Source organism: Paraburkholderia sp. SIMBA_054 (assembly GCF_046534875.1).
Classification (GTDB): Bacteria; Pseudomonadota; Gammaproteobacteria; order Burkholderiales; family Burkholderiaceae; genus Paraburkholderia; species Paraburkholderia hospita.
Genome location: NZ_JAWRXV010000022.1, coordinates 145,725 through 169,514 on the forward strand (window position 1 = coordinate 145,725; position 23,790 = coordinate 169,514).

General features: G+C 61.0%; 23 protein-coding genes. 21 read left to right on the forward strand and 2 right to left on the reverse strand.

Going from position 1 to position 23,790, the window contains the following annotated elements:
- Positions 1-107: 107 nt before the first annotated feature.
- From SB822_RS26075 to SB822_RS26170, 20 genes are all read left to right on the forward strand, one after another.
- Positions 108-557 carry a hypothetical protein gene (locus SB822_RS26075; protein ID WP_410855963.1) on the forward strand — a complete coding sequence of 150 codons (450 nt, stop codon included), beginning with the start codon at positions 108-110 and terminating at the stop codon, positions 555-557.
- 19 nt (positions 558-576) lie between these two features.
- The gene (locus SB822_RS26080; RefSeq protein WP_410855964.1) at positions 577-915 is read left to right on the forward strand and encodes a hypothetical protein; all 339 of its coding nucleotides are present in this window, start codon (positions 577-579) and stop codon (positions 913-915) included.
- Positions 916-1,646: 731 nt separating this feature from the next.
- Positions 1,647-2,936, forward strand: a complete 1,290-nt coding sequence (locus tag SB822_RS26085) for a quaternary amine ABC transporter ATP-binding protein (RefSeq protein ID WP_410855965.1) — start codon at positions 1,647-1,649, stop codon at positions 2,934-2,936.
- Entirely contained in the window at positions 2,933-3,814 is an 882-nt protein-coding gene (locus SB822_RS26090; protein WP_007584651.1) for an ABC transporter permease, read from the forward strand. The genes SB822_RS26085 and SB822_RS26090 overlap by 4 nt, the downstream gene beginning before the upstream one ends.
- A 98-nt stretch (positions 3,815-3,912) precedes the next feature.
- Positions 3,913-4,788, forward strand: a complete 876-nt coding sequence (locus tag SB822_RS26095) for a glycine betaine ABC transporter substrate-binding protein (protein WP_410855966.1) — start codon at positions 3,913-3,915, stop codon at positions 4,786-4,788.
- An 81-nt stretch (positions 4,789-4,869) separates the two neighbouring features.
- On the forward strand, positions 4,870-6,165 hold the full coding sequence (gene glyA, locus SB822_RS26100; protein ID WP_410855967.1) for a serine hydroxymethyltransferase: 1,296 nt from the start codon (positions 4,870-4,872) through the stop codon (positions 6,163-6,165).
- A gap of 37 nt (positions 6,166-6,202) precedes the next feature.
- Positions 6,203-7,090, forward strand: a complete 888-nt coding sequence (locus SB822_RS26105; RefSeq protein ID WP_410855968.1) for a dihydrodipicolinate synthase family protein — start codon at positions 6,203-6,205, stop codon at positions 7,088-7,090.
- A gap of 5 nt (positions 7,091-7,095) precedes the next feature.
- Positions 7,096-8,427, forward strand: coding sequence for an NAD(P)/FAD-dependent oxidoreductase (locus SB822_RS26110; protein WP_410855969.1), 1,332 nt, complete (start codon positions 7,096-7,098; stop codon positions 8,425-8,427).
- Between the two features lie 17 nt (positions 8,428-8,444).
- A complete protein-coding gene (locus tag SB822_RS26115) occupies positions 8,445-9,938 on the forward strand; it encodes an aldehyde dehydrogenase (protein WP_410855970.1) in 1,494 nt (497 codons plus the stop codon).
- Between the two features lie 67 nt (positions 9,939-10,005).
- Complete coding sequence (locus tag SB822_RS26120; RefSeq protein ID WP_086917202.1) at positions 10,006-10,776, forward strand: pyrroline-5-carboxylate reductase; 771 nt, start codon at positions 10,006-10,008, stop codon at positions 10,774-10,776.
- Between the two features lie 213 nt (positions 10,777-10,989).
- The gene (locus tag SB822_RS26125) at positions 10,990-11,991 is read left to right on the forward strand and encodes a LysR substrate-binding domain-containing protein (RefSeq protein WP_079491370.1); all 1,002 of its coding nucleotides are present in this window, start codon (positions 10,990-10,992) and stop codon (positions 11,989-11,991) included.
- A gap of 67 nt (positions 11,992-12,058) precedes the next feature.
- Entirely contained in the window at positions 12,059-13,093 is a 1,035-nt protein-coding gene (locus tag SB822_RS26130) for a GlxA family transcriptional regulator (protein ID WP_114223994.1), read from the forward strand.
- A 46-nt stretch (positions 13,094-13,139) separates the two neighbouring features.
- On the forward strand, positions 13,140-13,550 hold the full coding sequence (locus SB822_RS26135) for a cupin domain-containing protein (RefSeq protein ID WP_007745009.1): 411 nt from the start codon (positions 13,140-13,142) through the stop codon (positions 13,548-13,550).
- Positions 13,551-13,608: 58 nt separating this feature from the next.
- Positions 13,609-14,757, forward strand: coding sequence for a branched-chain amino acid ABC transporter substrate-binding protein (locus SB822_RS26140; RefSeq protein WP_079491374.1), 1,149 nt, complete (start codon positions 13,609-13,611; stop codon positions 14,755-14,757).
- Positions 14,758-14,784: 27 nt separating this feature from the next.
- Positions 14,785-15,711 carry a LysR substrate-binding domain-containing protein gene (locus tag SB822_RS26145; RefSeq protein ID WP_410855971.1) on the forward strand — a complete coding sequence of 309 codons (927 nt, stop codon included), beginning with the start codon at positions 14,785-14,787 and terminating at the stop codon, positions 15,709-15,711.
- A gap of 118 nt (positions 15,712-15,829) precedes the next feature.
- Positions 15,830-17,086, forward strand: a complete 1,257-nt coding sequence (locus SB822_RS26150; RefSeq protein ID WP_410855972.1) for an aromatic ring-hydroxylating oxygenase subunit alpha — start codon at positions 15,830-15,832, stop codon at positions 17,084-17,086.
- 14 nt (positions 17,087-17,100) lie between these two features.
- Positions 17,101-18,240, forward strand: coding sequence for a 2Fe-2S iron-sulfur cluster-binding protein (locus SB822_RS26155; RefSeq protein ID WP_410855973.1), 1,140 nt, complete (start codon positions 17,101-17,103; stop codon positions 18,238-18,240).
- Positions 18,241-18,258: 18 nt separating this feature from the next.
- Entirely contained in the window at positions 18,259-19,482 is a 1,224-nt protein-coding gene (locus SB822_RS26160; RefSeq protein WP_007745018.1) for a M24 family metallopeptidase, read from the forward strand.
- A gap of 410 nt (positions 19,483-19,892) precedes the next feature.
- Entirely contained in the window at positions 19,893-20,516 is a 624-nt protein-coding gene (locus tag SB822_RS26165; protein ID WP_079503332.1) for a VOC family protein, read from the forward strand.
- Between the two features lie 282 nt (positions 20,517-20,798).
- Positions 20,799-21,674, forward strand: a complete 876-nt coding sequence (locus SB822_RS26170) for a LysR substrate-binding domain-containing protein (protein ID WP_410855974.1) — start codon at positions 20,799-20,801, stop codon at positions 21,672-21,674.
- Positions 21,675-21,692: 18 nt separating this feature from the next.
- Here the strand turns inward: SB822_RS26170 and gcvA are convergent, their stop codons facing one another.
- Together gcvA and SB822_RS26180 are read right to left on the reverse strand one after the other, a co-directional pair.
- Positions 21,693-22,607, reverse strand: coding sequence for a transcriptional regulator GcvA (gcvA, locus tag SB822_RS26175; protein WP_410855975.1), 915 nt, complete (start codon positions 22,605-22,607; stop codon positions 21,693-21,695).
- A 125-nt stretch (positions 22,608-22,732) separates the two neighbouring features.
- Positions 22,733-23,479, reverse strand: a complete 747-nt coding sequence (locus SB822_RS26180) for an SDR family oxidoreductase (protein WP_007584673.1) — start codon at positions 23,477-23,479, stop codon at positions 22,733-22,735.
- Between the two features lie 62 nt (positions 23,480-23,541).
- Between SB822_RS26180 and SB822_RS26185 the strand changes: the two genes are divergently transcribed.
- On the forward strand, positions 23,542-23,790 hold a 249-nt coding region (locus SB822_RS26185; protein ID WP_410855976.1), incomplete at its 3' end, for a hypothetical protein.

A 23,790-nucleotide genomic window follows, 5' to 3' on the forward strand; every position in this document is an offset into this window, starting at 1 on the left:
CGCCGTTCATATCGGCAATTTCCGTAGAGAACGCGAGCTTGCGCGCACGACCATCCTTGGATACTCGGTGAAATCGATTCACTCGCTGTGTCTGGAAGGAGGTCGCCATGCGCGCCGAACAATATGCCTTGGTCGCGGAGCTTGAGCGCGACGAAGCTACGCAACCTTCGCATGCCACGCCCGGCATCGCATGCAGAGCGTCCATTGCAGCGATGTTGTTGTGGTCGCTTGTCGAAACGTATTGGGATCTGCTTTACCCGATGGGTAAGATCCACATTGCCATCATCCTATTCACGAAGCTGATCATCGCGGGCATTGCGCTGGCCGCGCTGTGCGGCTCGTTCATTGCGCTTGCGGCGTGTGCATTCTTCTGCGTGGTTAGCATCGTCGTGATCGGCGTGACGCTGCCTGATTTGTACACGCTGTCGCGCACTTTCTTCTATCTGTCGCTCGTGGAAGTTGTGGTCAAGACCACGGCGGCTGTATCGATCTCGTTCTACTGTGCCGAGGATCACGTCACGCGTGATCTCGATGCTTGCAATTGGCAGATGCGATAGCAGTTCAAGAGGTTTTCTGATGAGAACGTCGATCATACGTGGTGCGGTCTTAATAGCTGCATTGCTGCTTGGCGCATGCACGAGTGTTGGCGAGAGCGCGAGCGCGAAGGAAAACCTGCTATCAACGGCGGGCTTCAAGACGGTTCCGGCTAACGAACTAAAAGAACTCGGAGTAGACAGCTTGCCGTCCGGGCGCATCGTGAAGATAAAACGAGGCGATGTCGATGTTTTTCTCTATCGAGACGCCAATGCATGTGCTTGTCTGCTGAAGGGCGACGAGCAAGCTTTCCAACGCTATAAAAGCGAGAAGCTCGAACGCGACTTCCACCCGGCTGGAGCGGTGCCGGCCGCGTTCTAAGACTGCCTCGCCGACTGCGTCGAAAGACGTCACCGCGAAAGATGCACCGAAGGCAGGCGGAAGCAGCGGCAAGACCAAAGCCAGGAAGCCGCGTCGAAGCGCGAAGGCAGCAGCCGAGGAGCACTCCGAAGCGCGCCTCGACGAAGCGCTCGACGACTCGTTCCCGGCGAGCGATCCGCCGGCATTCATCGAGGATGGTCCGGCTCGCTGAATCGCGACACCGGCGCCGCATGCGCCACAGGCCGGAAGTGATTTGCAAGCTTCACGCTTCCGGCCGGCTGAGAGCCTTGTCCCACGGGGCAATTCCGCTATATAACTACCCCGCCCTGGTACATTCCCTACAAAGCCGCTAGAACAGCGCGGGTCCCTCGCGACCCATTCCCCCGCCGCCGGGCGAGTCATTCGCCCGCAAACCCCCGCCCCATCTCGAAGCGCGAGTCATTGCAACGTCGAATGCACGCTCTTGCACCCAATGCACGAAAACCTTGCATTACCTGAGGTATGGGAAAGAGCGCAGAAAATGTAGCTGGATGAAGCAAATTGGCTTGATACGCTGCACTTCATGCATTAAGCCCGCGGTTCGCCGGATGTGACGCACAAATCTTCTGCCCGTCAGAAGACAGGCGGCATATTGCGCGGAGAAACCCGGGTTCGCAATCGAGTGCTGCCGCATATCAAGCAAACGCAATGCGCGGCGCCGATTTCCTGAACTCGCCAGTTGGGATGACAGAATGACGCCAAACCTGACATTCGCGCCGGACAGTATGATCCATCCGGGTACCTTCGGAGCGGAAGATACTTCCGCAGCGGTGAAACCTGTCGCTATCTCCGGGACCGATATTCTCACGGTCAAGAACCTGTCGAAGATCTTCGGACCGAAGCCCGAGCGTGCCGCTGAACTGATCAGGCAAGGTCTCGGCCGGAATGAAATCTTCGAGCAGACGGGCAACATGGTTGCCGTCAACGACGTAAGCCTCAGCGTCAAGGCAGGCGAAATTTTCGTCGTCATGGGCCTGTCCGGTTCGGGCAAGTCGACGCTGGTGCGTCTGCTCAACCGGCTGATCGAGCCGACCTCCGGCCAGGTCATCCTCGAGGGCCGCGACATTGCACCCATGTCGACGCCGGAACTGCGCGATGTGCGCCGCAAGAAGATGGCGATGGTGTTCCAGTCATTCGCGCTGCTGCCGAACCGCACGGTGCTCGACAACATCGCCTACGGACTCGAAGTCGCGGGTCTCAAGAGGGCCGAGCGATACGACATTGCGCGCACCGCGCTGACGCGGGTCGGTCTCGGTTCGTATGAAAAGCTGCTGCCGGGCGAACTCTCCGGTGGCATGCAGCAACGGGTCGGCCTCGCTCGCGCCCTTGCGGTGAATCCTTCCGTGCTGTTGATGGACGAAGCCTTCTCGGCGCTCGATCCGCTGATCCGCTTCGAAATGCAAAGCGAGCTGCTGCGGCTTCAGAAAGAAGAGCAGCGCACCATCGTGTTCATTTCGCACGACATCGAAGAAGCGATCAAGATCGGCGGCCGTATCGGCATCATGAAAGATGGCTGCCTCATTCAGGTCGGCACGCCTGCCGAACTGATCCAGTCGCCCGCCGATGCCTACGTGCGCGACTTCTTCCGCAATGTCGATGTTTCGCGCTTTCTGAAAGCTTCAAGCCTGATGACGACGGTCGAGCGCGGGCTGATTTCCTGCGACGTCGCCGCGCCTTCGGAGCGCTACCTGAATCAGCTTATCGATAGCGGCGTCGAATGCGGCTACGTGTGCGACGAAGCGGGTCGATATCAGGGCTGCGTCACGCCGGCTTCGCTGCACAAGACGGGTGCCCATTCGATCCGGGAAGCGTTCGTGAACGACGTGAACGCTGTTGCGCTGGATACGGATCTGCATCAACTGGCCACGATCGCCTTGAGCCAGCAACACGACGTACCCGTCACCGATACAGCCGGCAGGCTCGCAGGCGTCGTGTCCTGCCGGACGATTCTCAAGCAGGTCATGGAACGGAGAGCAGCATGAACTCGTCAGTCATCGGGAAGTTTGCGGAAAACGCTGTCAACTTTCTCTTTCAGCATTTCCGCGGCGGCTTCGACGCTTTCTCTGCCGCATTGGGCGCAGTCATCAAGTTGCTGGAAGATGGACTCGCTGCCGTTCCGTTCGTCGCGATGCTCGTGCTTCTCGTCGCGTTCGCATTGTGGCGGCGGGGCGTCGTGTTCTCGGTCTTCGTGGGCATTGCGCTGCTGGCGATCCACTACATGGGACTCTGGGCGCAGACCGTTTCGACATTGGCGCTGGTGATGGCGGCGACGGTCTTCAGTCTTGTTATTGGTGTGCCGCTGGGCATCTGGGGCGCGCGCAACAAACGCGTTGAAATGGTTCTGCGCTCGCTGCTCGATTTCATGCAGACGATGCCGGCATTCGTCTATCTGATTCCCGCCGTCATCCTGTTCGGTTTGGGCCGGGTGCCCGCCGTGATCGCCACCATCGTGTTCTCGATGCCGCCCGTCGTACGCCTCACCACCTTGGGCATTCGCCAGGTGCGCGAAGAACTGCTGGAAGCAGGACGCTCGTTTGGCAGCACGGATTCGCAACTGCTCTGGAAAATCCAGTTGCCGAATGCGCTGCCGTCGATCATGGCCGGCGTGAATCAGACCATCATGATGGCGCTTTCGATGGTCGTGGTCGCATCGATGATCGGCGCGGGCGGTCTCGGCGAGTACGTGTTGAGCGGCATCCAGCGGCTCGACATCGGGATCGGCTTCGAGGGTGGGCTGGGCGTTGTGCTGCTTGCCATCGTACTCGACCGCCTCACGGAGAGCTTCGGCGTGAAGGCAAAGAAGGCGAAGCGCACCGTACGAACCGCAAAACCCGGCACGAACGCGGCGGTGCGCACCTGACGCCAGCGCACACCGTCACTCGCAGTAAAGCAACAACACACCACAACGCTAAGTTTGTCCATTTTTCTAAAATTTTCATAATCGCGTAGGAGTACTGTATGAAGATCAATCTGTTCAAATCGCTGGTTGCGAAACTGACTGTATCGACGATGGTTGCGATAAGCGCTGGCCACGCTGTGGCGGCCGAGCCGATCAAGATTGCGGTGACCAACTGGGCGGACGTGCTGGCCGTCGCCAACGTGGCCAAGTACGCGCTCGAGACCAGTCTCAAGCAGCCCGTCCAGTTCGTGCAGGCGGATATCGGCATCCAGTACCAGGGCGTTGCACGCGGCGATCTCGACATCATGGTCGGCGGATGGCTGCCAGTGACGCACGGCGCCTACTACGCGAAGTACAAGAACGACATGGACGACGTCGGCGTAATCTATACGGGCGGCAAGAACGGTTGGGCGGTCCCCGCCTACATTCCCGAGTCGCAGGTTGCAACGATTTCCGACCTCGAAAAGCCGGACGTGAAGAGCAAGCTGAACGGCACCATTCAAGGTATCGAACCCGGCGGCGGTCTGATGCAGGCATCCGAAAAAGCCCTCAAGGCGTACGACCTGAACGGTTACAACCTGCAATCGTCGAGCGAGGCGGGCATGCTCGCGGGCGTGTCGCGCGCCTATCAGTCGAAACAATGGATCGTTGCCACGGTCTGGAGCCCGCACTGGCTGTTCCAGAAATGGCAGATGCGTTACCTGAAGGACCCGAAAGGCACGTTGGGCGGCGAGGAGCAGGTACACGCGTTCGCATCGAAGCAGTTCGCAACGAAATTCCCCCGTGCTGACGTGTTCTTCAAGCACTTCAAGCTGAGCCTCGCCGACGTCGAGGCGATTGAATTCGAAGGCAACAGCACGAACGACTACGCGACGGCGGCGAAGAAATTCGTCGATGCACATCCGGAAAAGCTGAAGGCCTGGTTGCAGCAATAAGCCGCAGAGCACCCCGTATGGCATCAACCGGTTGTTGCCGTCTTGCACTACATGCTTCACGAATTTTCCCGGAGTAACCACGTGAACGAGAACTCGCGCTTTTTTGCAGAACCGCTCCAGAGCCGCGACCCTGTCATCGCATCGGAGATTGCGCTGGAGTTGCGCCGCCAGCAAACGCAGATCGAACTGATTGCTTCCGAGAACATCGTCTCGGCGGCGGTGATGGAAGCGCAAGGCACCGTGCTGACCAACAAGTACGCGGAAGGCTATCCGTCGAAGCGTTACTACGGCGGCTGCGAGCATGTGGACCGCATCGAGGCGCTCGCCATCGACCGCGTGAAGGCGCTGTTCGAAGCCGAGTTCGCCAACGTGCAACCGCACTCGGGCGCGCAGGCGAACGGCGCGGTGATGCTCGCGCTCGTCAAGCCGGGCGACACGGTGATGGGCATGTCGCTCGATGCGGGCGGCCACCTGACGCACGGCGCGCGTCCCGCGCTGTCCGGCAAGTGGTTCAACGCGGTCCAGTACGGCGTGAATCCGCAAACGTATCGCATCGACTATGAGCAGGTGCGCCGGCTGGCTGAAGAGCATCGGCCGAAGCTCATCATTGCGGGCTATTCAGCGTATCCGCGCGCGCTGGACTTCGCCGCGTTCCGCGAAATCGCCGATAGCGTGGGCGCGCTGTTGATGGTCGACATGGCGCACATCGCCGGTATCGTCGCAGCGGGGCGGCACGAGAACCCGGTTCGGTTCGCCGACGTCGTGACGTCCACGACACACAAGACGCTGCGCGGTCCGCGTGGCGGCTTCATCCTGACCAACAACGGCGACATCGCGAAGAAGATCAATTCGGCCGTCTTCCCCGGCTTGCAGGGCGGGCCGCTGATGCATGTCATCGCGGGCAAAGCGGTCGCATTCGGCGAAGCGCTTCGGCCGGAGTTCACCGCGTATATTGACCAGGTGCTGCGCAACGCACAGGCGCTCGGCGATGTGCTCAAGTCGGGCGGACTGAGCCTCGTGACGGACGGCACCGACAACCATTTGCTGCTCGTCGATCTGCGCCCGAAGGGTCTGACGGGTACGCAGGCCGAGAAGGCGCTGGAGCGGGCCGGCATCACCTGCAACAAAAACGGCATTCCGTTCGACACGGAGAACCCTACGGTCACGTCGGGCATTCGCCTCGGCACACCGGCAGGCACGACGCGCGGTTTTGGCACTGTGCAATTCGAGCAGATCGGCCAGATGATTCTGGAAGTGTTGTCCGCGCTGGAACACGAACCGGCGGGCGACGAACAGGTCGAGCGCGCTGTCCGTAGTCGCGTGAGAGACCTGTGCAGCCAGTTCCCCATTTACTCGCATGCCGAAGCGCTTGTGTAAAGCGATTCGCCGATTACCTACTCAAGAGAGAATCGAAATGAGCTTCGAGGGCGTACACACACCGCTCGTCACCCCATTCAAGGCGGATGGCGAAATCGATCACACGTTGCTCGGCAAGCACGCCGCGAATCTCGCCGGGCGTGTCTCGGGCCTCGGCATTGGCGGAACGACGGGGGAATACTACGCGTTGAGTTTCGACGAACGCGTGCAGACGTTCAATACCGTCGCCGAAGCGGCGGGTGGCAAGACCTGGCTGACGGCCGGCATCAACGCGACGACGACGAAAGAAGTGATCCGCCTCGGCGAGGAAGCGAAGCGCGCGGGTCTGAACGCGCTGCTGCTTGCCGCGCCGTACTATGCGCAGCCGACTCAGGACGAACTGCTGAGCCATCTGCTGAAGGTGGACGACAGCCTCGACATGCCCGTCATGCTGTACAACTTTCCGGCGCGCACGGGAACGGACATCAGCGACGACGTGCTGTCGAAACTGCTGGAGCGTCCCAACTTCATCGCGATGAAGGAGAGCACGGGCGATATTTCGCATCTGCATCATCTCGCGACGCACTTCAAGGAGCGACTGGTGCTGAGCTGCGGGATGGACGACCAGGCGCTCGAATTCTTCGTCTGGGGCGCAAAGAGCTGGGTGGGCGGTGCGTCCAACTTCCTGCCCGAAGCGCACACCGCGCTCTTCGATGCCTGCGTGAAGCAAGGCGACTTCGCAACCGGCCGCAAACTGATGGCGCAGTTGCTGCCCGTGCTGGAGCTGCTGGAACGCAGCGGCAAGTTCATTCAATACGTCCGATACGGCTGCGAGCTGGCAGGCACGCCCGTCGGCGTCGCACGCGCGCCGCTCGGCACGCTCGATGAAAACGAACGCAGCGGCTTCGCCAAGCTCGTACGCCCGTTGTTGCCTAACGCTCAGTAACGTGCATGACCTCGAAACTGGAATTCGCGCGGTTTCCCGCCCCCGATGGTGTGAACGGATGGTGGGAAAGCCTGCCGCCGCCCGCGCCTGCGGTCGCGGTGTCGTCTGAGCGCAGCTACGACTGGGTCGTGGTCGGCGGCGGTATTACGGGCTTGTGCGCGGCCCGGCGCCTGGCCGAGCTTGCGCCCGATGCGTCGATTGCGCTGGTCGAGGCGGATCGTATCGGGCGCACGACGGCCGGGCGCAATTCCGGCTTCTTCGTCGATCTGCCGCACGACATCAGCAGCGAGAGTTATTCGCGCAGCGTGGAAGCGGACAAGGCGGACGTCCGCTTCCAGCGTCACGGCATTGACTATGTGCGCTCGGTCGTGAAGGCACACAACATTGAGTGCGACTGGCGCGACGACGGGAAATTTCACGCTTCGGTGAACCGGAAGGGACATACGGCGCTTGCGCATTTCGCCGAAGGCCTGGAACGCATCGACGAAGCATTCGAGTGGCTCGACGAAGCCGCCATCGCGAAGGTGACGGGCACGGACTTCTACGAGGGCGCGCTCTTTACGCCTGGGTGCTGCACGGTACAGCCCGCGGCGCTGATGCGCGGTCTCGCTGCGAGCTTGCCCGCGAACGTGCAGGTGTTCGAACTCAGCGCGGCGACGCGGATAGAAGACCAGGGGCTTTCGAAGGTGTTGACCTTCGCGGGAGGCAAGATCGTCGCGAAGCGTGTGATTCTCTGCACCAACGCCTACGCGGCGACGTTCGGCGGACATCCGAACGGCCTATTGCCTGTGTACACGTTCGCGTCGATGACACGCGTGATGAAGCCGGAAGAAGTACGGCGGCTCGGCGGCACGCGCTCATGGTCGCTGATTCCCGCTGACCCGATGGGTTCGACCGTACGCCGCCTGATCACGGACCGCATTTGCGTTCGCAATCACTTTGCGTTCCGGCCGAACCTCGAAGTATCGCCAGCCGATCTGGCGAAAGCGAAGAGCCTGCATCAACGCTCATTCGACCGGCGCTTTCCGATGTTGAAGGACGTCGAACTCGAATACACGTGGGGCGGTCCGTTGTGTCTGTCGGCGAACAACGGCGCTTTATTCGGACGCAGGGCCGATGGCGTGTTCGAAGCGGTTGGATGCAATGGCCTGGGCTTAAGCCGAGGGTCGGCGTCAGGCAAGCTGATCGCCGAATACGCGCTCGGTCAGTCCAGCGATCTCGTCCGTCAGCTTCTGAATCAGCCGCATCCGCGTTCGCTGCCCGTGCGTCCCATTGCGGACGTCGCGGTGTCGGCGGCGATCTGGGTCAAGGAATTTTCGGCCGGGGCCGAGCTTTAAATCTGTGAGGACAGGACATGACGACGTATCAGGAATGGAAGCAGAAAGCGCAAGCCTTGTCGCTCGACGGTAGAGCCTTTATCGCGGGGCAACGCGCAAACGCGGCGTCGAATGAGACGTTTGCGACGCTCAATCCTTCGACGGGTAAAGTGCTGGCCGACATCGCAAAGTGCGATGCGAAAGATATCGACCGCGCGGTCGCGGCGGCGCGGGAGGCATTCGAATCCGGCGTGTGGTCGAAGGCCGCGCCCGCGCAACGTAAAGCGGTGCTGCTGCGGCTCGCGCAACTGATCGACGACAACGCGGAAGAACTGGCGCTGTTAGAAGCACTCGAGGCAGGCAAGCCGATCAGCGAATGCCTGGGACTGGACATTCCCGAGTCGGCGGCGTGCATCCGCTGGCACGCGGAAGTCACGGACAAGCGATACGACGCGCTGTCGCCGTCGGGCGCGAGCGTCGTCAGCATGATCACGCGCGAACCGATCGGCGTCGTGGGCGCGGTGCTGCCGTGGAATTTTCCGGCGCTCATGCTCGCGTGGAAAATCGGCCCGGCGCTGTCGGTCGGCAATAGCGTGATCGTGAAGCCTGCGGAGCAGACCTCGCTGTCCACGCTGCGCATCGCCGATCTCGCGCTGGAAGCGGGCGTGCCCGCAGGCGTGTTGAGCGTCGTGACCGGCCTCGGCGAAAGCGCGGGTCAGGCGTTGGGCCGCCACGCGGACGTCGATCTGGTGGCGTTCACCGGTTCGACGGAAACGGGCAAGCGGTTTCTGCATTACTCGGCGGATACGAACCTGAAGCGCGTCGTGCTCGAATGCGGCGGCAAGAACCCGCAGGTCGTGCTGCCCGACGTCGCGAATCTCGATGCCGTCGCCGAGCAGGCCGTCGCCGCCGCGTTCTGGAACATGGGCGAGAACTGCAGCGCAGGCTCGCGCATTCTGGTTCCGTCGTCGCTGAAGGCGAGCTTGCTGGAGAAAATGCAAGCGGTTCTGGAAGGATGGAAAACGGGCGATCCACTCGACCCCGACGTCAAACTCGGCTCGCTGATCGAGGAGAAGCATTACGAAAAGGTGCTCGCACATATCGAAAAAGCGAAGGCGGAAGGCGCGCGCGTCGCATGCGGCGGCAAGGCTACGCGTACCGACTCGGGCGGCTGGTTCGTCGAGCCGACGATCTTCGACAACGTGGCGCCGCAAATGAGCATCGCGCGCGACGAAGTGTTCGGCCCTGTGGTGTGCTTCATCGAATATGCGGATATCGACGAAGCTGTGCAGATTGCCAACGACACCTGCTACGGCCTCGCTGCCTCGCTGTGGACCGACAACGTGAACCACGCGCATAAGATCGCGGCGCGGATTCGTGCGGGCACGGTGACGGTGAACTGTTTCGGCGAGGGCGACCTGTCGACGCCGTTCGGCGGGTTCAAGCAATCGGGCTTCGGCGGCCGTGACAAATCCGTCTATGCACACGACCAGTACTGCGAGTTGAAGACCACCTGGCTGAAGCTCGACTAGACCGGTTCGACACAACTGATGACCCAGCCATGCAGGCTGGGTCCGCATCACACACACGCGAGGCCAAATGCGAGCTGGATTCATCGGAACGGGCACGATCACACAAGCGGTCGTGACAGGCATGCTCAGATTCGGCGTGCCGTTCGAGCGGATATCGCTGTCGCCGCGCAACGCGCGAACGGCGGCGGAACTTGCCGCGCTCGACGGGCGCATCCACGTTTGCGCAAGCAACCAGGAAGTGCTGGATAACTCGGATGTCGCCTGTCTTGCGGTTGTGCCGCAAATCGCGGCCGAGGTGCTGGGCGAACTTGAATTCGACGCGCGTCATCACGTCATCAGCTTCATGGCAGGCATTTCTCTCGATCAGTTGCGCGGCCTTGTCCGCACGAGCGGCAAGATCGCGCGCGCCGTGCCGCTGCCCGCCGTCGCCGAGGGTAAGGGCAGCACCGCGATCTGCCCCGCCGACGAGGTCGCCAAAGCGATCTTCGCGGCACTCGGTGAAGCCGTCGAAGTCGACAGCGAAGACAAGTTCGATGCGCTGTCCGCCGTGACAGCGACGATGGCGAGTTTCTACGCCGTGCTCGAAACCCAGGCGTCGTGGCTTGCCAAGCAGGGCATCGACTACGCCGACGCGCGGGCATTTTTGTCCGGCTACTGTGTGGGACTCGCCCACGACACGACCCGGACGGAGCAACCGTTTTCAGCAATGGTCATGCATTGCATGACACCGGGCGGCATCAACGAACAGGTACATACCGAGCTTTCCCGCCGTGGGGCATACGCTTACTACGGCGAAGCGCTCGACGGCGTGCTGCGGCGTATCAGGGGCCGCGCCTAGCGGCTGGCGCGCGAATGCGCAGTGAGCGCGGCAGCAGCGGATAATCGTTAGACGCAGGCGACTGCAGGCTATTGCGGGCGCGGCGGATGCGGCTGCATCCTCGGGTTGCCCGCCATTGCCAGTTGCCAGGAAGAATCGCACACTATTTTTCGCGGGAGCTGTCTGCTCGACGCGCCGTCGCCGCATTGCGCATCCGCTTCACAGGTGAAAGCCATGCAAAAGAAACAGTTGTTCGCCGACCGGCTGCTCGCGCAGATGCCTTCTCTGCGGGCACTGAGATGCTTCGTCACGGCTGCCCGATACGAGAGCTTCACGCAAGCCGCCGAAGTGCTGTGCGTCACGCAAGCCGCCATCAGCCGGCAGATCAAGGAACTGGAGGATTCGCTGGAGGTGGCGCTGTTCGAGCGGACGGGCAGGCATATCGCGCTGACGGATGCCGGGCGCATTCTGTACAACGCGTCCTATCTGTCGATCATGAACATCGCCGAAGCGGCCGAAGCCGTGCGCCGCACCGACCGGCATGCGCTGACGGTGTGCGTTTCGCACACTTTCTCGGCGCTGTGGCTGTCGTTCAGGCTGCCGTCGTTTCGCAAGCGTTTTCCGGACATCCGTTTGCACGTGATGGTCACCGAGCATTTCATGGAGCTGGACGACCTCATGGAACCCGACGTCATCATCACGAAGAATCCGCCGCGCGAGCCGGAGTACGAAATCGAGCCGCTCTTTCACGACGTGGTGTATCCCGTGTGCAGCCCGTCGTTTCATGAACGGCATTTTCACGGCAGATCGTTGAAGCCGCTGGATCTGTTGTCGTATCCCACATTGAATCTGTCGCTGCTGGGGCGCGCTCAGGTTTGCGAGCATGTCGACTGGCGCGTGTGGCGCAACTGGTTCCAGCAAGGCGACGGTTCGGACCGGCTGGTCGACAACGAGCACCTGGAGAGCAACGACTACCGGCTGCTGGTTGCGCAGGCCGAGGCGGGCGAGGGCACGCTGCTCGGCTGGCATCATCTCGTGCATCGTCAGGTCGAGCAGGGCCGGCTGTTGCGTCCGGTGCAGGACGCGCTCGAATTCCACGACCGTCATCACTATGTGATCACGCACAAGAACGCGAAGCTACGGCCCGAGTATGTGCAGTTCCGTGAATGGCTCGGCGAAGAAGTCGGCGCGATGATGCGCGAATGGCGAAGCGTCGAAACCGAAGCTGCGAAATAGATTGACCGATATCCGTTCAGGCCGCGTGAGCGGCCACGATTCACAAAACGTCGACGCAGGCAGTGCCATGTTGAGCGACACCCTTCACGCCGAAAGCCGAACGTCCCGACCCTTGCGCTTCGGGATCGTGTTGCTGCCGAATTTCACGTTGACGGCGTTTTCGGGTTTCGTCGATCTGCTCCGGCTGGCAAGCGATGAAGGCGACATGAGCCGGCCCGTGCGCTGTTCGTGGACCATCGTCGGGGAATCGCTGGTGCCCGTCAGGGCGAGTTGCGGCATCCAGGTCGCGCCGTGGATCACGTTCGATGAAGCGGGCGCCTTCGATTACGTGGTGGTCGTCGGCGGCCTGTTGCATTCGGGGCCGTCCGCCAGCAAGGCCACGCTGCAGTTCATCCGGGACGCCGCGAAAACCTCCGCGACATTGGTCGGCATATGCACGGGCGTGTTCGCGCTGATGCGAGCCGAAGTGATGGACGGCTATCGCCTCTGCGTGAGCTGGTTCCACTACTGGGATTTCGTCGAACGCTTTCCAGGCGTCGACGAGCGCAATCTGGTTGCGGACCGGTTGTTCGTGATCGACGGGCGGCGTATTACCTGTTCGGGCGGGCGCGCATCGATCGATGTCGCTGCCGCGATCCTGCTGCGGCATGTCGAGGCGACGATCGTACAGAAGGCATTGCGCATCATGCTGGTCGACGATGCGCAAAAAGGAAACGCGCCGCAGCCGCATCCGCCGGGGCTCGAACCGGCAACACACCCGAAGGTGCGGCGCGCGATCCTGTTGATGGAGCAGCATATCGGGCAGCCGTTGAGTCTCGCGGAACTGGCCCGACGGCTGGATATGTCGGTCAGGCAACTGGAGCGGCTGTTCGCGGCCGAAACGGGCAAGTCGCCGCATGCGTATGGACGGCAGATTCGCATACGCATGGCGTCGTGGCTGCTGACGAGTTCGGACCGCACGGTTGCCGATATCGCCGCGTCGTGTGGCTTTTCCGACGCTTCGCATCTTGGCCGCGAGTTCAGAAAAGAATTCGGCGAATCGCCAAACGCGTATCGCGTGGCGAGGCCGCAAAGCCACTCACCCGCGTTGGCCGCCAGCTGACAGGTGCGGTGAGCACGTACAACCCAGGCAAAAGGAACGACACCCCATGACGACCGCGCAACTGCGTGATGAACTGGTTCTCTTCGGCCTGAACGTCAAGGACGCGCGCCGTTGGTATTCGATCGACGAGCGCGACTGGCGCGCGATGAAGATCGGCGACACGGTGCTGCCCGGTTTCTTCTGGATTCCCGTTGCCGAAGACGAACGCGGCGCGTGGAGCAGCTACTGGATGCGTTTGCAACCGGGCGCGCGCTCTTTCGAGCATCAGCACGATTCAACCGAGCTGATCATGATTCTCGACGGCGTGTTCACGGACGACGACGGCACCGATTTCCTTCCCGGCCAGACGGTGTGCTACGCGGCGGGTTCGCGGCATAGCACGTCGTCAGAAGGCGGCTGCACCGTGCTGGTGGTCGCGCATACCGGCTCGACGATCGTTTCTCGCGCGCAAGACTGAGCAGGAAGCAACCTCAGTGGGTCTTGCGCCTCATGTGCCCACAAACGGAGGTGAACCGATGGTCAATACTTCACGAAGATTTCTTCTCGCCTCGCTGACTGCCGTCGCGATGACGCTTGCAAGTCACCCATGCGTTGCACAGCAGATCGTCAAGATAGGCGTGTCAGCGCCGTTGACGGGTGTCGGAGCGGCCAACGGGAAGGACATCGAAAACGGTGTCCGGCTTGCCATCGAAGAAGCCAACACCCAGCACATCAAGCTGGGCGGGCAGGACGTGCGCTTCGAGATGGCCTCCGTGGATGATCAGGGCGACCCGCGCGTCGGCGTGCAGGTGGCGCAGAAACTGGTCGACGACGGCGTGGTGGCCGTGGTCGGTTATTACAACTCGGGTGTCGCATTACCCGCATCGCCGATATTCGCCAAGGCGGGCATCCCATTGATCGACCCCGCCGCGACCAATCCCGCGATCACGCGACAAGGCCTGAAGAACGTGTTCCGCATCATCGCCACCGATGCGCAAAACTCCGGCAATGCCGGTAAGTACGCAGTCACCGTCACCAAGGCGCAACGGATCGCCGTGATGGACGACCGCACGGCATTCGGCCAGGGCGCCGCGGACGAATTCAAGAAGGCCGCGGTGGCGGCGGGCGGCCAGATCGTCGCGTCGGAATACACGCAAGAGAAGGCCGTCGAATTCAACGCGCAACTCACGACCATCAAGGCGGCCAATGCCGATCTGCTGTACTTCGCCGGACTCGACAATCAGGCCGCGTTGCTGACCAAGCGCATGAGACAGCTCGGCATGCGCGCGCAGTTCGTCGGCAGCGGCGGCATCGCCGATAGCATCTTCCTCAGTGTCGCGGGCAGTGCGGCCGAAGGCGCGATGGCGTGGGAGTACGGGCGGCCTGTCGAGTCGCTGCCGCAAGGCAAGGCGTTCGCGGAAAAGTTCAAGAAGCGCTTCGGCGCGGACACGCTGACTTATGCGCCATTCGCCTATGACTGCGCATGGGTGGCGATCAACGCGATGAAACAGGCGAACTCCGCAAAGCCCGAGGTGTTCATGCCCACGCTGCGCACGACGCAATACGACGGGATCACCGGGAAGATCGAGTTCGATGCATACGGCGACCTCAAGCATCCGACGTCGACGCTGTATCAGGTGAAGAACGGCAAATGGGTACCCGTGACGACGATAAGCGCCGAATGAGTTCAGCTATTTGACCAGAGAGTCGAGATGAAACCGGCCATTGCAGGGACCAAAGGATACCGACGTCTCATTCCGTCGATGACGGCCCTCGTCGAGTTCGAATCGGTCGCGCGCCTGAGCAGCTTCACGGTCGCGGCGAACGAACTCGGCGTTACGCAGGCGGCCGTCAGCCGGCAGGTCAAATTCCTCGAAGATACGCTCGGCGTGCGGCTCTTTCACCGCCTGCATCGTTCGATCGAGCTTACCGACGAAGGCGAGGCGCTGTACCTCGTCGTCGCCGAGTCGATGCAGAAAATTGCCGGCGTGTTCGACCGGCTTTCCAGCGGCCCCGTGCAGCAGGAACTGGTGCTGGCGGCGACGTCGGCGTTCTCGCACTTTCGTCTGTTGCCGCGTCTCGCCTCGCTCAAGAAAGCGCAGCCGAATCTTCAGCTTCGCCTTTCCACCCAGATGTTCACGGCGGACCTGCGGCACAAGGAGATCGATGTCGCGGTGCGCTTCGGCAACGGACGATGGAGCGACGGCACGGCAACCTTGCTGTTCGACGAGGAAGTCTTTCCCGTGTGCTCGCCGAAGTGGGTGGAGTTGCGCGGCATGCCGGAATCGCTGCAGGACGTCGCGAACGCGGCGCTGATCGAGTCGGATTCGACGTCGGAAGGCTGGATGGGGTGGGAAGCGTGGTTCAACGCCGTGGGCCTGCGGCCGCTGCGTCTGAACTTCGCGCTGCGCTGCAGCCTCTACACGGACGCGATCCAGGCCGCGCGTTATGGCGAGGGCATCGCGCTTGGCTGGGGAAGGCTCGTTCACGATCTCGTCGAAGCCGGTGAACTGGTGAGGCTGCCCGTCGCGTCGCTCAAGCCGAACGACGCGTACTTCATCGTGGTGCCGCATGGGCGCACCATCACGGCCGCCACGGACGGCCTGATCGACTGGCTGCGGCAGGATTCGCTCACATAATCCAAAGTAATGCCAGACCGAAAATAAAGCGCATTGACGCTCTTTTTCGTCAATCCAATACTGGGTTCATCGCGGGAACGTTCGACGTTCCCACATCCCCCGAACGTTGGAGAAGACGATGTCCGAAGTGTCATTCAAAACCCATGGCGAATTGATCCGCAGCCGTCAGTCCGGTCACGGCATGCCTGGCGAGTTGTTCGGCCGTCAGGACGTGTTCGAGACGGACGTCGAGGTCTTTTTTCACAGGCACTGGATTCTCGTCGGCGTGACAGCGGACGTTCCCGAACCGGGCGACGTTTCCGTCGTCGATATCGGCAAGGCGTCGATCATGATCGTGCGGGATGACGATGAAAACGTCCGCACCTACCGGAACGTCTGTCGCCATCGCGGCGCGCGCCTGAAGGAGGCGGGGAAGTCGACGGTGGGCATGCTGGTCTGTCCTTACCACCAGTGGACCTATGACCTCGAAGGCAGCCTGCGCCACGCATCGCATATGGGCAAGGATTTCGATGCCACGTGTCGCAGCCTGATCCCGGTGCATACGAAAATTGTCGGCACGCATATTTTCGTGTGCCTCGCCGCGGAACCGCCCGAAGACATCGCGAAACTCGAACAAACCATGGTGCCGCGTTTCGCTCCGTATGACCTGCGGAATACGAAGATTGCTTTCGAGCAGGAGATCATCGAAGAAGGCAACTGGAAACTCGTGATGGAAAACAACCGCGAGTGTTATCACTGCGCGGCCACGCATCCCGAACTGACGGCCTCGTTTCTTCCTGAAGACTTCGGCTTTTGCCCGGACAATCTGACCGAAGAATCGCTGCGCGCGCTGGACGAATACAAATCGCGCAACGCGGCGTGTCAGGCAAGCTGGGAGCGGGACGGTTTTATCAGTGCCGCCTTCGAGCGGCTCGACGAGGATGCCGTCACCCAGTTCAGAACGCAGCAACTGGTCATTGCGGGCAACGGCGAATCGCAAACGCTCAGCACCAAAGTGGCGAGTACCAGGCTGTTAGGCAATCTGCAGCGCCGCGATCTCGGCGATATGCACCTCTGGACGCACAACTCATGGACCCATGTGATGAGCGACCACGCAGTGATCAGCTACATCATTCCGCTAGCGCCGGACAAGACGCTGGTGCGGTCGAAATGGCTCGTTCATGCCGATGCAGTGGAAGGCGTCGATTACAAGGTGTCGGACCTGACCGAAGTGTGGGTCGCGACCAACACGCAAGACAAGCACCTCGTCGAAATCACGCATGAGGGCACGCAGGATCCGGCCTACACGCCGGGCACGTTCTCGCCGTTCACCGAAACCTATGTGGACCAGTTCTCGCGCTGGTATGCAGCGCGTTTGAGCGCGCACGGCATCTGAGCGAGGTCACTGTCATGAATTCTGTCGAAAGGGTATTCGACCCGGCGCCCGATGCAGCGGACCGGTTCACTGATGCCAGCACGTGGGAGTCCGGCGGCAGGCTCTGGCCGAGCAACGAGCGGCAGGTGCTGACGTGCTGCCGCGTGGTGGACGAAACGCATGATGTGAAGAGCTTCGAGTTCCGCACGGGTGACGGCTTGCCGGTGCGCTTCGAGCCAGGGCAATTCCTGACGGTGTCGGCGAATGTGGAGGGGCAACCTGTCGAGCGCTGCTACACGATCTCGTCGCCGCCGACGCGTCCCTGGCTGCTGTCCATTACGGTCAAGCGGGTTCCGGGCGGCGTCATGTCCAACTGGCTTCACGACAATATGAAGCCGGGGAACCAGTTGCAGGCGTACGGGCCTTCCGGCACCTTCACGCCGACGGGTACTTGCGCGGTGAAGTCACTGTATCTGTCGGCGGGTTCGGGTGTGACGCCGTTGATGTCGATGACGCGCGCCAGCATCGACCTTGGCCTCGACCGCGATATCGCGTTCGTGCACAGCGCGAGAACGCCCGCCGACATCGTCTTTCGCGACGAGCTGCGCAGGCTCGCGAAGCTGTCGCCGCGTCTTCGGCTGTTCTTCGTATGCGAAGGCGTCGGCGATGAACTCGACTGGACGGGGGAGACAGGCAGGCTCAGTCTCGCGCTTCTTGCAAAGTGGATTCCCGATTACACCGAGCGCGAGGTGTTCACTTGCGGGCCGGCAGGCTATATGGACGCGGCGAGGGAGATTCTCCGCGAAGGCGGTCACGATCCGGCGCGCTACCACCAGGAAAGTTTCGACATCGCGTCCGATGTCGTCGTGCAGGCGCCGGCGTCACGTCCGTCCGAGAGCGCTGTGAGCCAGGAAACGTACACGGTCAAGCTGTCCCGCTCGGCGAGGTCGTTCACGATGACCGCGACGGAAACGGTGCTCGCCGCAGCGAAAAAGGCCGGCGTGCCGATCCCATCGTCGTGCAGCCAGGGCGTATGCGGAACCTGCAAGACGAAGCTGCTTGAAGGTAGCGTCGATATGCAACACAACGGCGGGATTCGTGACCGGGAAGTCGTCAAGGGCTTCAGGCTTTTATGTTGCAGCCGTCCGACGTCCGATCTGGTGCTGGAACTTTGACACGTTTGGAGCGAGCGCATGGCTGAATGCGAGGTCATCGACGCGCTTGTCGATTCGACGAGAACGAACCACACGCTGCACGATGTCAGGGCGTACCGCCTGGCGCGCGTGCAGGAGCAGCTAAGAAAGGCCAACTGTCCCGCGATATTGCTCTATGACCCGGTGAATATCCGCTACGCCACGGATACGTCGAACATGCAGATATGGACGGGGCGAAACCCGTCGCGGTATGTGATGGTATTCGCCGATGGCCGCGTCATCGGTTGGGAGTTTCATAGCTGTGAGCATGTGTGGAAAGGGCTGAGCCTGAACGTCGAGTTGCGTCATGCAATCAGCTGGACCTTCTTCAACGCGGGGCACGATGCTGAACGTCGTGCGAAGGTTTGGAGCGCGGAAATCATCGATGTGTTGCGCACACATGCGCCGAACGAATCGCGTCTTGCGGTCGACCGGCTCGATCCATTCGGTGCGGCTTGCCTTGTCGAAAGCGGCGTGACGCTGCTGGACGGGCAAGCGATGATGGAGCTGGCGCGGAGCATCAAGTCGCTGGATGAACAGGTGCTGATGCGCGAGTCGATCCGTGCGTGCGAGAAGGGCATCGAGCGCATGCATCACGAGCTTCGGCCGGGCATTACCGAGCAGGATCTTTGGGCGCATCTTCACTATGAAAATATCCGCCACGGAGGCGAGTGGATCGAAACGCGCCTTCTGTCTTCGGGTGACCGGACCAATCCGTGGATGCAGGAATGCTCTGCGCGTGTGCTGCAGCATGGGGAATTGCTGGCGTTCGACACCGATATGGTCGGGCCGAATGGCTACTGCGCGGATATCTCCCGGACGTGGACAGTCGGCCACACTCGACCGTCGGACGAGCAGCGCAAACTCTATGAAACCGCTTATTCGCAGGTTCATTTCAACATGAGTCTGCTGCGTGCGGGGATGACATTCCGTGAGTTCTCCGAGAAAGCGTGGAAGATCCCAGATGCGTATCTGAAGAACCGATATAGCTGCATTGCGCACGGCATCGGTATGGTGGACGAATATCCGTCCATTGCGCATCAGGTCGATTGGGAAAGCGGTGGCTACGACGGCCAGTTCGAAGCCGGCATGACGCTCTGCGTCGAGAGTTATATCGGCGCGGATGGCGGCAGCGAGGGCGTGAAACTCGAACAGCAGGTCGTCCTCACGGAGCACGGTTGCGAGCCGCTCACATCATGCGGATTTGAAACGGGCTGGCTGTAGACTCGTTGCGTCTCAGCTGTCGATGGAAGGCGGGTTCCGTCTGCGCCGCGGCGAGAGGCGGGAAGGCGCTTGTCTGCACGATTGTGCTAATGACGATATGTTTAAGCTGCGGACGCGTGAATGTGTTGCATAACAACAGAGGGTTTTCACCGGAAATTCTCTTGACGAATCTGGATGTCTTTCACAGACTTTGAGTGAGGCGCAGCGATCCGTGGCGATCCCGCTTGTACGAAGATTCGGTCGGTCAATCGGTGCTGGCGCTGCTTGCCTATCAGGTGCGCAAGCCGCCGCAGCCCTGAGCCAGCACCCGACCGCTATCCCGTCCACTCGATCCGGCCGTCTGCTTCCCCCGCTGTAGCTTGCCTGTTTGCATTTGCCCCCTTGGATTGGCCAATCGTGAGGAGCTAGACATGAGCAATGGACAGAGAACGGTCGACATGAAACTGGAGGTTGTCGTCATTCCCGTGGCGGACGTCGACCGCGCGAAGCAGTTTTACACGCAGTTGGGTTGGAGGCTCGACATCGATCTCGTGAAAGACGATCAGTTTCGGGTCGTGCACTTCACGCCGCCAGGCTCGCATTGCTCGGTCCTGTTTGGCAAGGGTGTGACGACGGAAGAACCCGGCTCAGTGCAGGGACTTCACCTCATCGTGTCGGACGTGGAGGCCGCGCACGCGGAGCTTGTGGAGCGGGGCGTCGAGGTGAGCGAAGTCTTCCACGATGTCGGCGGCGTATTCCATCATGCTGGTGAAGAAGGGCGTCTGAGCGGCCCGCATCCGTCGCGCGCCACCTATGGTTCGTTCGCATCGTTCAGCGACCCAGATGGAAATGGCTGGGTTTTCCAGGAAGTGACGACACGGCTCCCCGGCCGGGTGGAGGCGGGCGACACGACATTCGGTTCGTCCAAGGAACTTGCGGGCGCGCTTCGCCGCGCTGCCGCCGCGCACGGCGAACACGAGAAAACGACCGGTCAGCACGATGAAAACTGGCCTGACTGGTACGCCGAATTCATCGTCCGCGAGCAGGCCGGCTAGCAAGTTGCCGGGCTGAGCGTTTGCGGTGAAGTCGCCGGAACAGAACGATCACTGCGTGCATTCCGGTAGGCCGGGGCCGTCGAGGTTCCGGCTACCTTCATCGCGTCGTGTTGCACTATGATTATCATAGTGATATTCTTGCGGGATCAATCGTCGCGTACGGATTGCGTGCGGCTCTCCCATTGCATCCCACCTCTGCGCGCTGCGCATCACTGATGCAGGCATTTCCTCAGCGCGGATAGCCGCGTCCATTCGCGACGACGTGTGCCTTTTGGTGGATAGATGCCTCGCGCTTTGGATCTGGATCTTCTCAACACGCTTGTTGTCGTCGCAGACTCCGGCAGTCTGTCAGCGGCAGCGTCTCGCTTGTACCGGTCTCACTCTGCGGTCGGTGAGCGGTTGCGAAAACTCGAACAGGTATGCGGTCTGTCACTGATGGTCCGCGGAAAGATGGGTGCGAGCCTCACACCCGCTGGCGAACGACTGGTCGTGCATGCGCGCAAGATCCTGGCACTCAGCAATGCCGCCTTGCGAGACCTGCGCGGTGCAGAATCGGGCACTGAGCTACGACTCGCAGTCACCGACTATTTTCGCCCTCATGCCTTGCCGGGTATTTTCGAGCGCGTAGGCGCGCAATTTCCGCAGTTGCGGCTTCGTGTGGCGCTTCGAAATAGCGCGTTGATCGAAGAGCAGACGCATACGGGCACTTTCGATATTGGGTTGTCGATGAGGGTGCTGCACGATGAATATTCTTTGGATGTCGCGCCGGGCGAGCGCCGAATGCTGGGCTGCGAGCCTATGCACTGGGTTGCGGACAAGTCTTTTGTTTTACCGGACGGCGTTCCGCTTCCCCTGATTGTGTTGCCCGAAACCTGCTCGTTGCAGCGATTTGTCATACGGATGCTGGATGAGCATCGCATTGCGTATTCGATTGCGCATTCGGCGACGAATATCGGTGGATTGCATTTGGCGCTGGCGGCGGGACTCGGCGTCGCTTGTGTGAATGCTTCTGCGATTCCTTCGACGGCTGCGCCTTTCGAACACCACATGCAGTTGCCGCAATTGCCGGAAGTCGAGTTCAGCCTGGTTCCGCCACGTTGCGGCGAGCCGTCGTTTGTATCGGGTGTCAGGGAGATGCTCGCTGAGCATTTGAGCTAGTTCGTTGCCGACGCTCATTCACCGCGATCCAATTTCAGCGAGTAGCCATTCTCTGAACGCCACGACGGGCGCTGAGTTTTCGCTTTCCTTTCGGAACACCAGATAGTAGGCAAGTTCGCAGCCTTGAATCTCGTGGAAAGGCCGCACCAGTCGTCCCTCGGCGAGGTCTCGTTCGACGAGCGTGGTTCTGCCGAGTGCAACGCCATTTCCCGAGATGGCCGTCTGGATCGCTGCAGCCGAATCATTGAGCTGCAACCCGCGATCGCAATCGACGGTCTTTCCATATCCGGCTTTCTGGAGCCACGAACGCCATGTCGGAAACACGCCAAAGTTGGTCATCGAGATGTCATGGATCAACGGATGATGTCGAAGGTCTCCAGGGTCCTTCAAAGCGTGTATTCCTTTCAGGAGCGCGGGACTGCACACCGGGAAAAACTCGTCTCGGAGCAGAAACATCGAGACCAGATTCGGCCACGCTCCAGCGCCGTAGCGGATGCCCGTGTCAACCCGGTCGGCGGTGAAATCAACCAGATGCCGGCTCGTGTCGATTCGAAGGTCGTAGTACGGATGCTGCTTCTGGAACGACTCGAGGCGCCACAGCAGCCATTTGTCCGCGAAAGCAGGCGGGACGGTCACGGTGAAGATGATGCGCGACTTGCTCGCCCTGAGTCGCTCGACTGCCGTCGAGAGCAGGTCGAAGCCACTTTGCAGATCAGGCAGCGCGGTCCGCGCGGCGTCGGTCAAGGTTAGCCGCGACGGACCCGATGTCGACCGATGAAACAGCTCGACGTCGAGATAACTTTCCAATGCACGAATCAGCTGACCGACGGCGGCAGGCGTCACGTTCAACTCAGCGGCTGCCGCCGGATAGCTCAAGTGACGCGCAACCGCTTCGAAGGCGCGCAGGGCATTCAGATTGTTCGGAGCTCGCATTTTCAGAGACAGAAGATTGGCGTCTTGCCGATTTTGGCGGCGAGCCCGGCAGCGGTCAAATGAGGCACTGGCAATCGTCGCCGGCGAAATCGCAATACGGTTGCGCCGGCGTCTCAACTGACAATCTAGATTTGCGACAGACCACCGTCGACGACCACTTCCGTTCCCGTGACAAACGACGAGTCGTCGCTCGCGAGGAAAAGCGCTGCCTTTGCGACTTCGGCCACCGTGCCGAAGCGCTTGAGCGGCACTGCTGCGGTGAGCGCCTCCCCCGTCTTTTGCAAGTCGGCATCCGGGATACCCAGCTTGGTTGCGAAAGGCGTGTCGATCGGACCGGGGCTGACGGCGTTGATGCGAATTCCACGCGGCGCGAGTTCCGCGCCTAGTGAGCGAACCAGCGAGCGTACAGCGGCCTTCGTTGCGGACAGAATCGAGAGACCCGGTGTGCCGACGGCGTTGAGGAACGATGTCGTCACGACGATGCTGGCGCCATTGCTCAGATAGGGCGCTGCCTTTTGAATCGTGAAGAAGAGGCCATTGAAATTCAGCCCGAACTGCTCGTCGATCTGTTCACGCGTCACGGCTTCGAGGGGTGCGGCCTTGCCTGCGCCAGCGTTCGCGTACACCACGTCGATGCGGCCGTGTGTTTCGACTACTTCTGCGATGGCGCGGTCGATTTGCGATGGGTCTCGGAGGTCGGCGCGGAGTGCTGTGATCCCTTCGCCGAGGGCTTGTTCTGCTTCTTTCAGGCGTTGTGCATTTGAACCGATAATGATGACCTTGGCGCCTTCGTTGCGGAAGAGTTTGGCTGCTTCCAGGCCAATTCCCGACGTGCCGCCCGTTACCAATGCGATCTTGTTTGCAAGCTTCATGATGTGCTCCAGTTCGGTGTTCGGTTTGAGAGACCTGAGATCTGAAATCTGTTCGCGTCTCGGTGACTGAACTATCGGCGCTGGCGCGCTTGGCGACAAATGAGAAGATCTTTGGGGGTGGGATAGAAAAACTATCTGAAGTCTGGGATGGTGTTTTTTCGCGGCGCGGGCGGATTGGTGTTTTGGTCTTTGTGCTGGCATCCGTGTTTGGCCTTTGCGCTGGCATCCGCGATTTGCCTTCGTGCTTCAAGCGTCGCCCCTGTGCGGGGCGGCACCTACTTTTCTTTGCCGCCGCAAAGAAAAGTAGGCAA

What these genes read in the sequence shown, in the direction of transcription:
- SB822_RS26075 (WP_410855963.1), top strand. Translation starts at nt 108, where the DNA reads ATGCGCGCCGAACAATATGCCTTGGTCGCGGAGCTTGAGCGCGACGAA.
- SB822_RS26080 (WP_410855964.1), top strand. Translation starts at nt 577, where the DNA reads ATGAGAACGTCGATCATACGTGGTGCGGTCTTAATAGCTGCATTGCTG.
- SB822_RS26085 (WP_410855965.1), top strand. Translation starts at nt 1,647, where the DNA reads ATGACGCCAAACCTGACATTCGCGCCGGACAGTATGATCCATCCGGGT.
- SB822_RS26090 (WP_007584651.1), top strand. Translation starts at nt 2,933, where the DNA reads ATGAACTCGTCAGTCATCGGGAAGTTTGCGGAAAACGCTGTCAACTTT.
- SB822_RS26095 (WP_410855966.1), top strand. Translation starts at nt 3,913, where the DNA reads ATGAAGATCAATCTGTTCAAATCGCTGGTTGCGAAACTGACTGTATCG.
- SB822_RS26105 (WP_410855968.1), top strand. Translation starts at nt 6,203, where the DNA reads ATGAGCTTCGAGGGCGTACACACACCGCTCGTCACCCCATTCAAGGCG.
- SB822_RS26110 (WP_410855969.1), top strand. Translation starts at nt 7,096, where the DNA reads ATGACCTCGAAACTGGAATTCGCGCGGTTTCCCGCCCCCGATGGTGTG.
- SB822_RS26115 (WP_410855970.1), top strand. Translation starts at nt 8,445, where the DNA reads ATGACGACGTATCAGGAATGGAAGCAGAAAGCGCAAGCCTTGTCGCTC.
- SB822_RS26120 (WP_086917202.1), top strand. Translation starts at nt 10,006, where the DNA reads ATGCGAGCTGGATTCATCGGAACGGGCACGATCACACAAGCGGTCGTG.
- SB822_RS26125 (WP_079491370.1), top strand. Translation starts at nt 10,990, where the DNA reads ATGCAAAAGAAACAGTTGTTCGCCGACCGGCTGCTCGCGCAGATGCCT.
- SB822_RS26130 (WP_114223994.1), top strand. Translation starts at nt 12,059, where the DNA reads ATGTTGAGCGACACCCTTCACGCCGAAAGCCGAACGTCCCGACCCTTG.
- SB822_RS26135 (WP_007745009.1), top strand. Translation starts at nt 13,140, where the DNA reads ATGACGACCGCGCAACTGCGTGATGAACTGGTTCTCTTCGGCCTGAAC.
- SB822_RS26140 (WP_079491374.1), top strand. Translation starts at nt 13,609, where the DNA reads ATGGTCAATACTTCACGAAGATTTCTTCTCGCCTCGCTGACTGCCGTC.
- SB822_RS26145 (WP_410855971.1), top strand. Translation starts at nt 14,785, where the DNA reads ATGAAACCGGCCATTGCAGGGACCAAAGGATACCGACGTCTCATTCCG.
- SB822_RS26150 (WP_410855972.1), top strand. Translation starts at nt 15,830, where the DNA reads ATGTCCGAAGTGTCATTCAAAACCCATGGCGAATTGATCCGCAGCCGT.
- SB822_RS26155 (WP_410855973.1), top strand. Translation starts at nt 17,101, where the DNA reads ATGAATTCTGTCGAAAGGGTATTCGACCCGGCGCCCGATGCAGCGGAC.
- SB822_RS26160 (WP_007745018.1), top strand. Translation starts at nt 18,259, where the DNA reads ATGGCTGAATGCGAGGTCATCGACGCGCTTGTCGATTCGACGAGAACG.
- SB822_RS26165 (WP_079503332.1), top strand. Translation starts at nt 19,893, where the DNA reads ATGAGCAATGGACAGAGAACGGTCGACATGAAACTGGAGGTTGTCGTC.
- SB822_RS26170 (WP_410855974.1), top strand. Translation starts at nt 20,799, where the DNA reads ATGCCTCGCGCTTTGGATCTGGATCTTCTCAACACGCTTGTTGTCGTC.
- gcvA (WP_410855975.1), bottom strand. Translation starts at nt 22,607, where the DNA reads ATGCGAGCTCCGAACAATCTGAATGCCCTGCGCGCCTTCGAAGCGGTT.
- SB822_RS26180 (WP_007584673.1), bottom strand. Translation starts at nt 23,479, where the DNA reads ATGAAGCTTGCAAACAAGATCGCATTGGTAACGGGCGGCACGTCGGGA.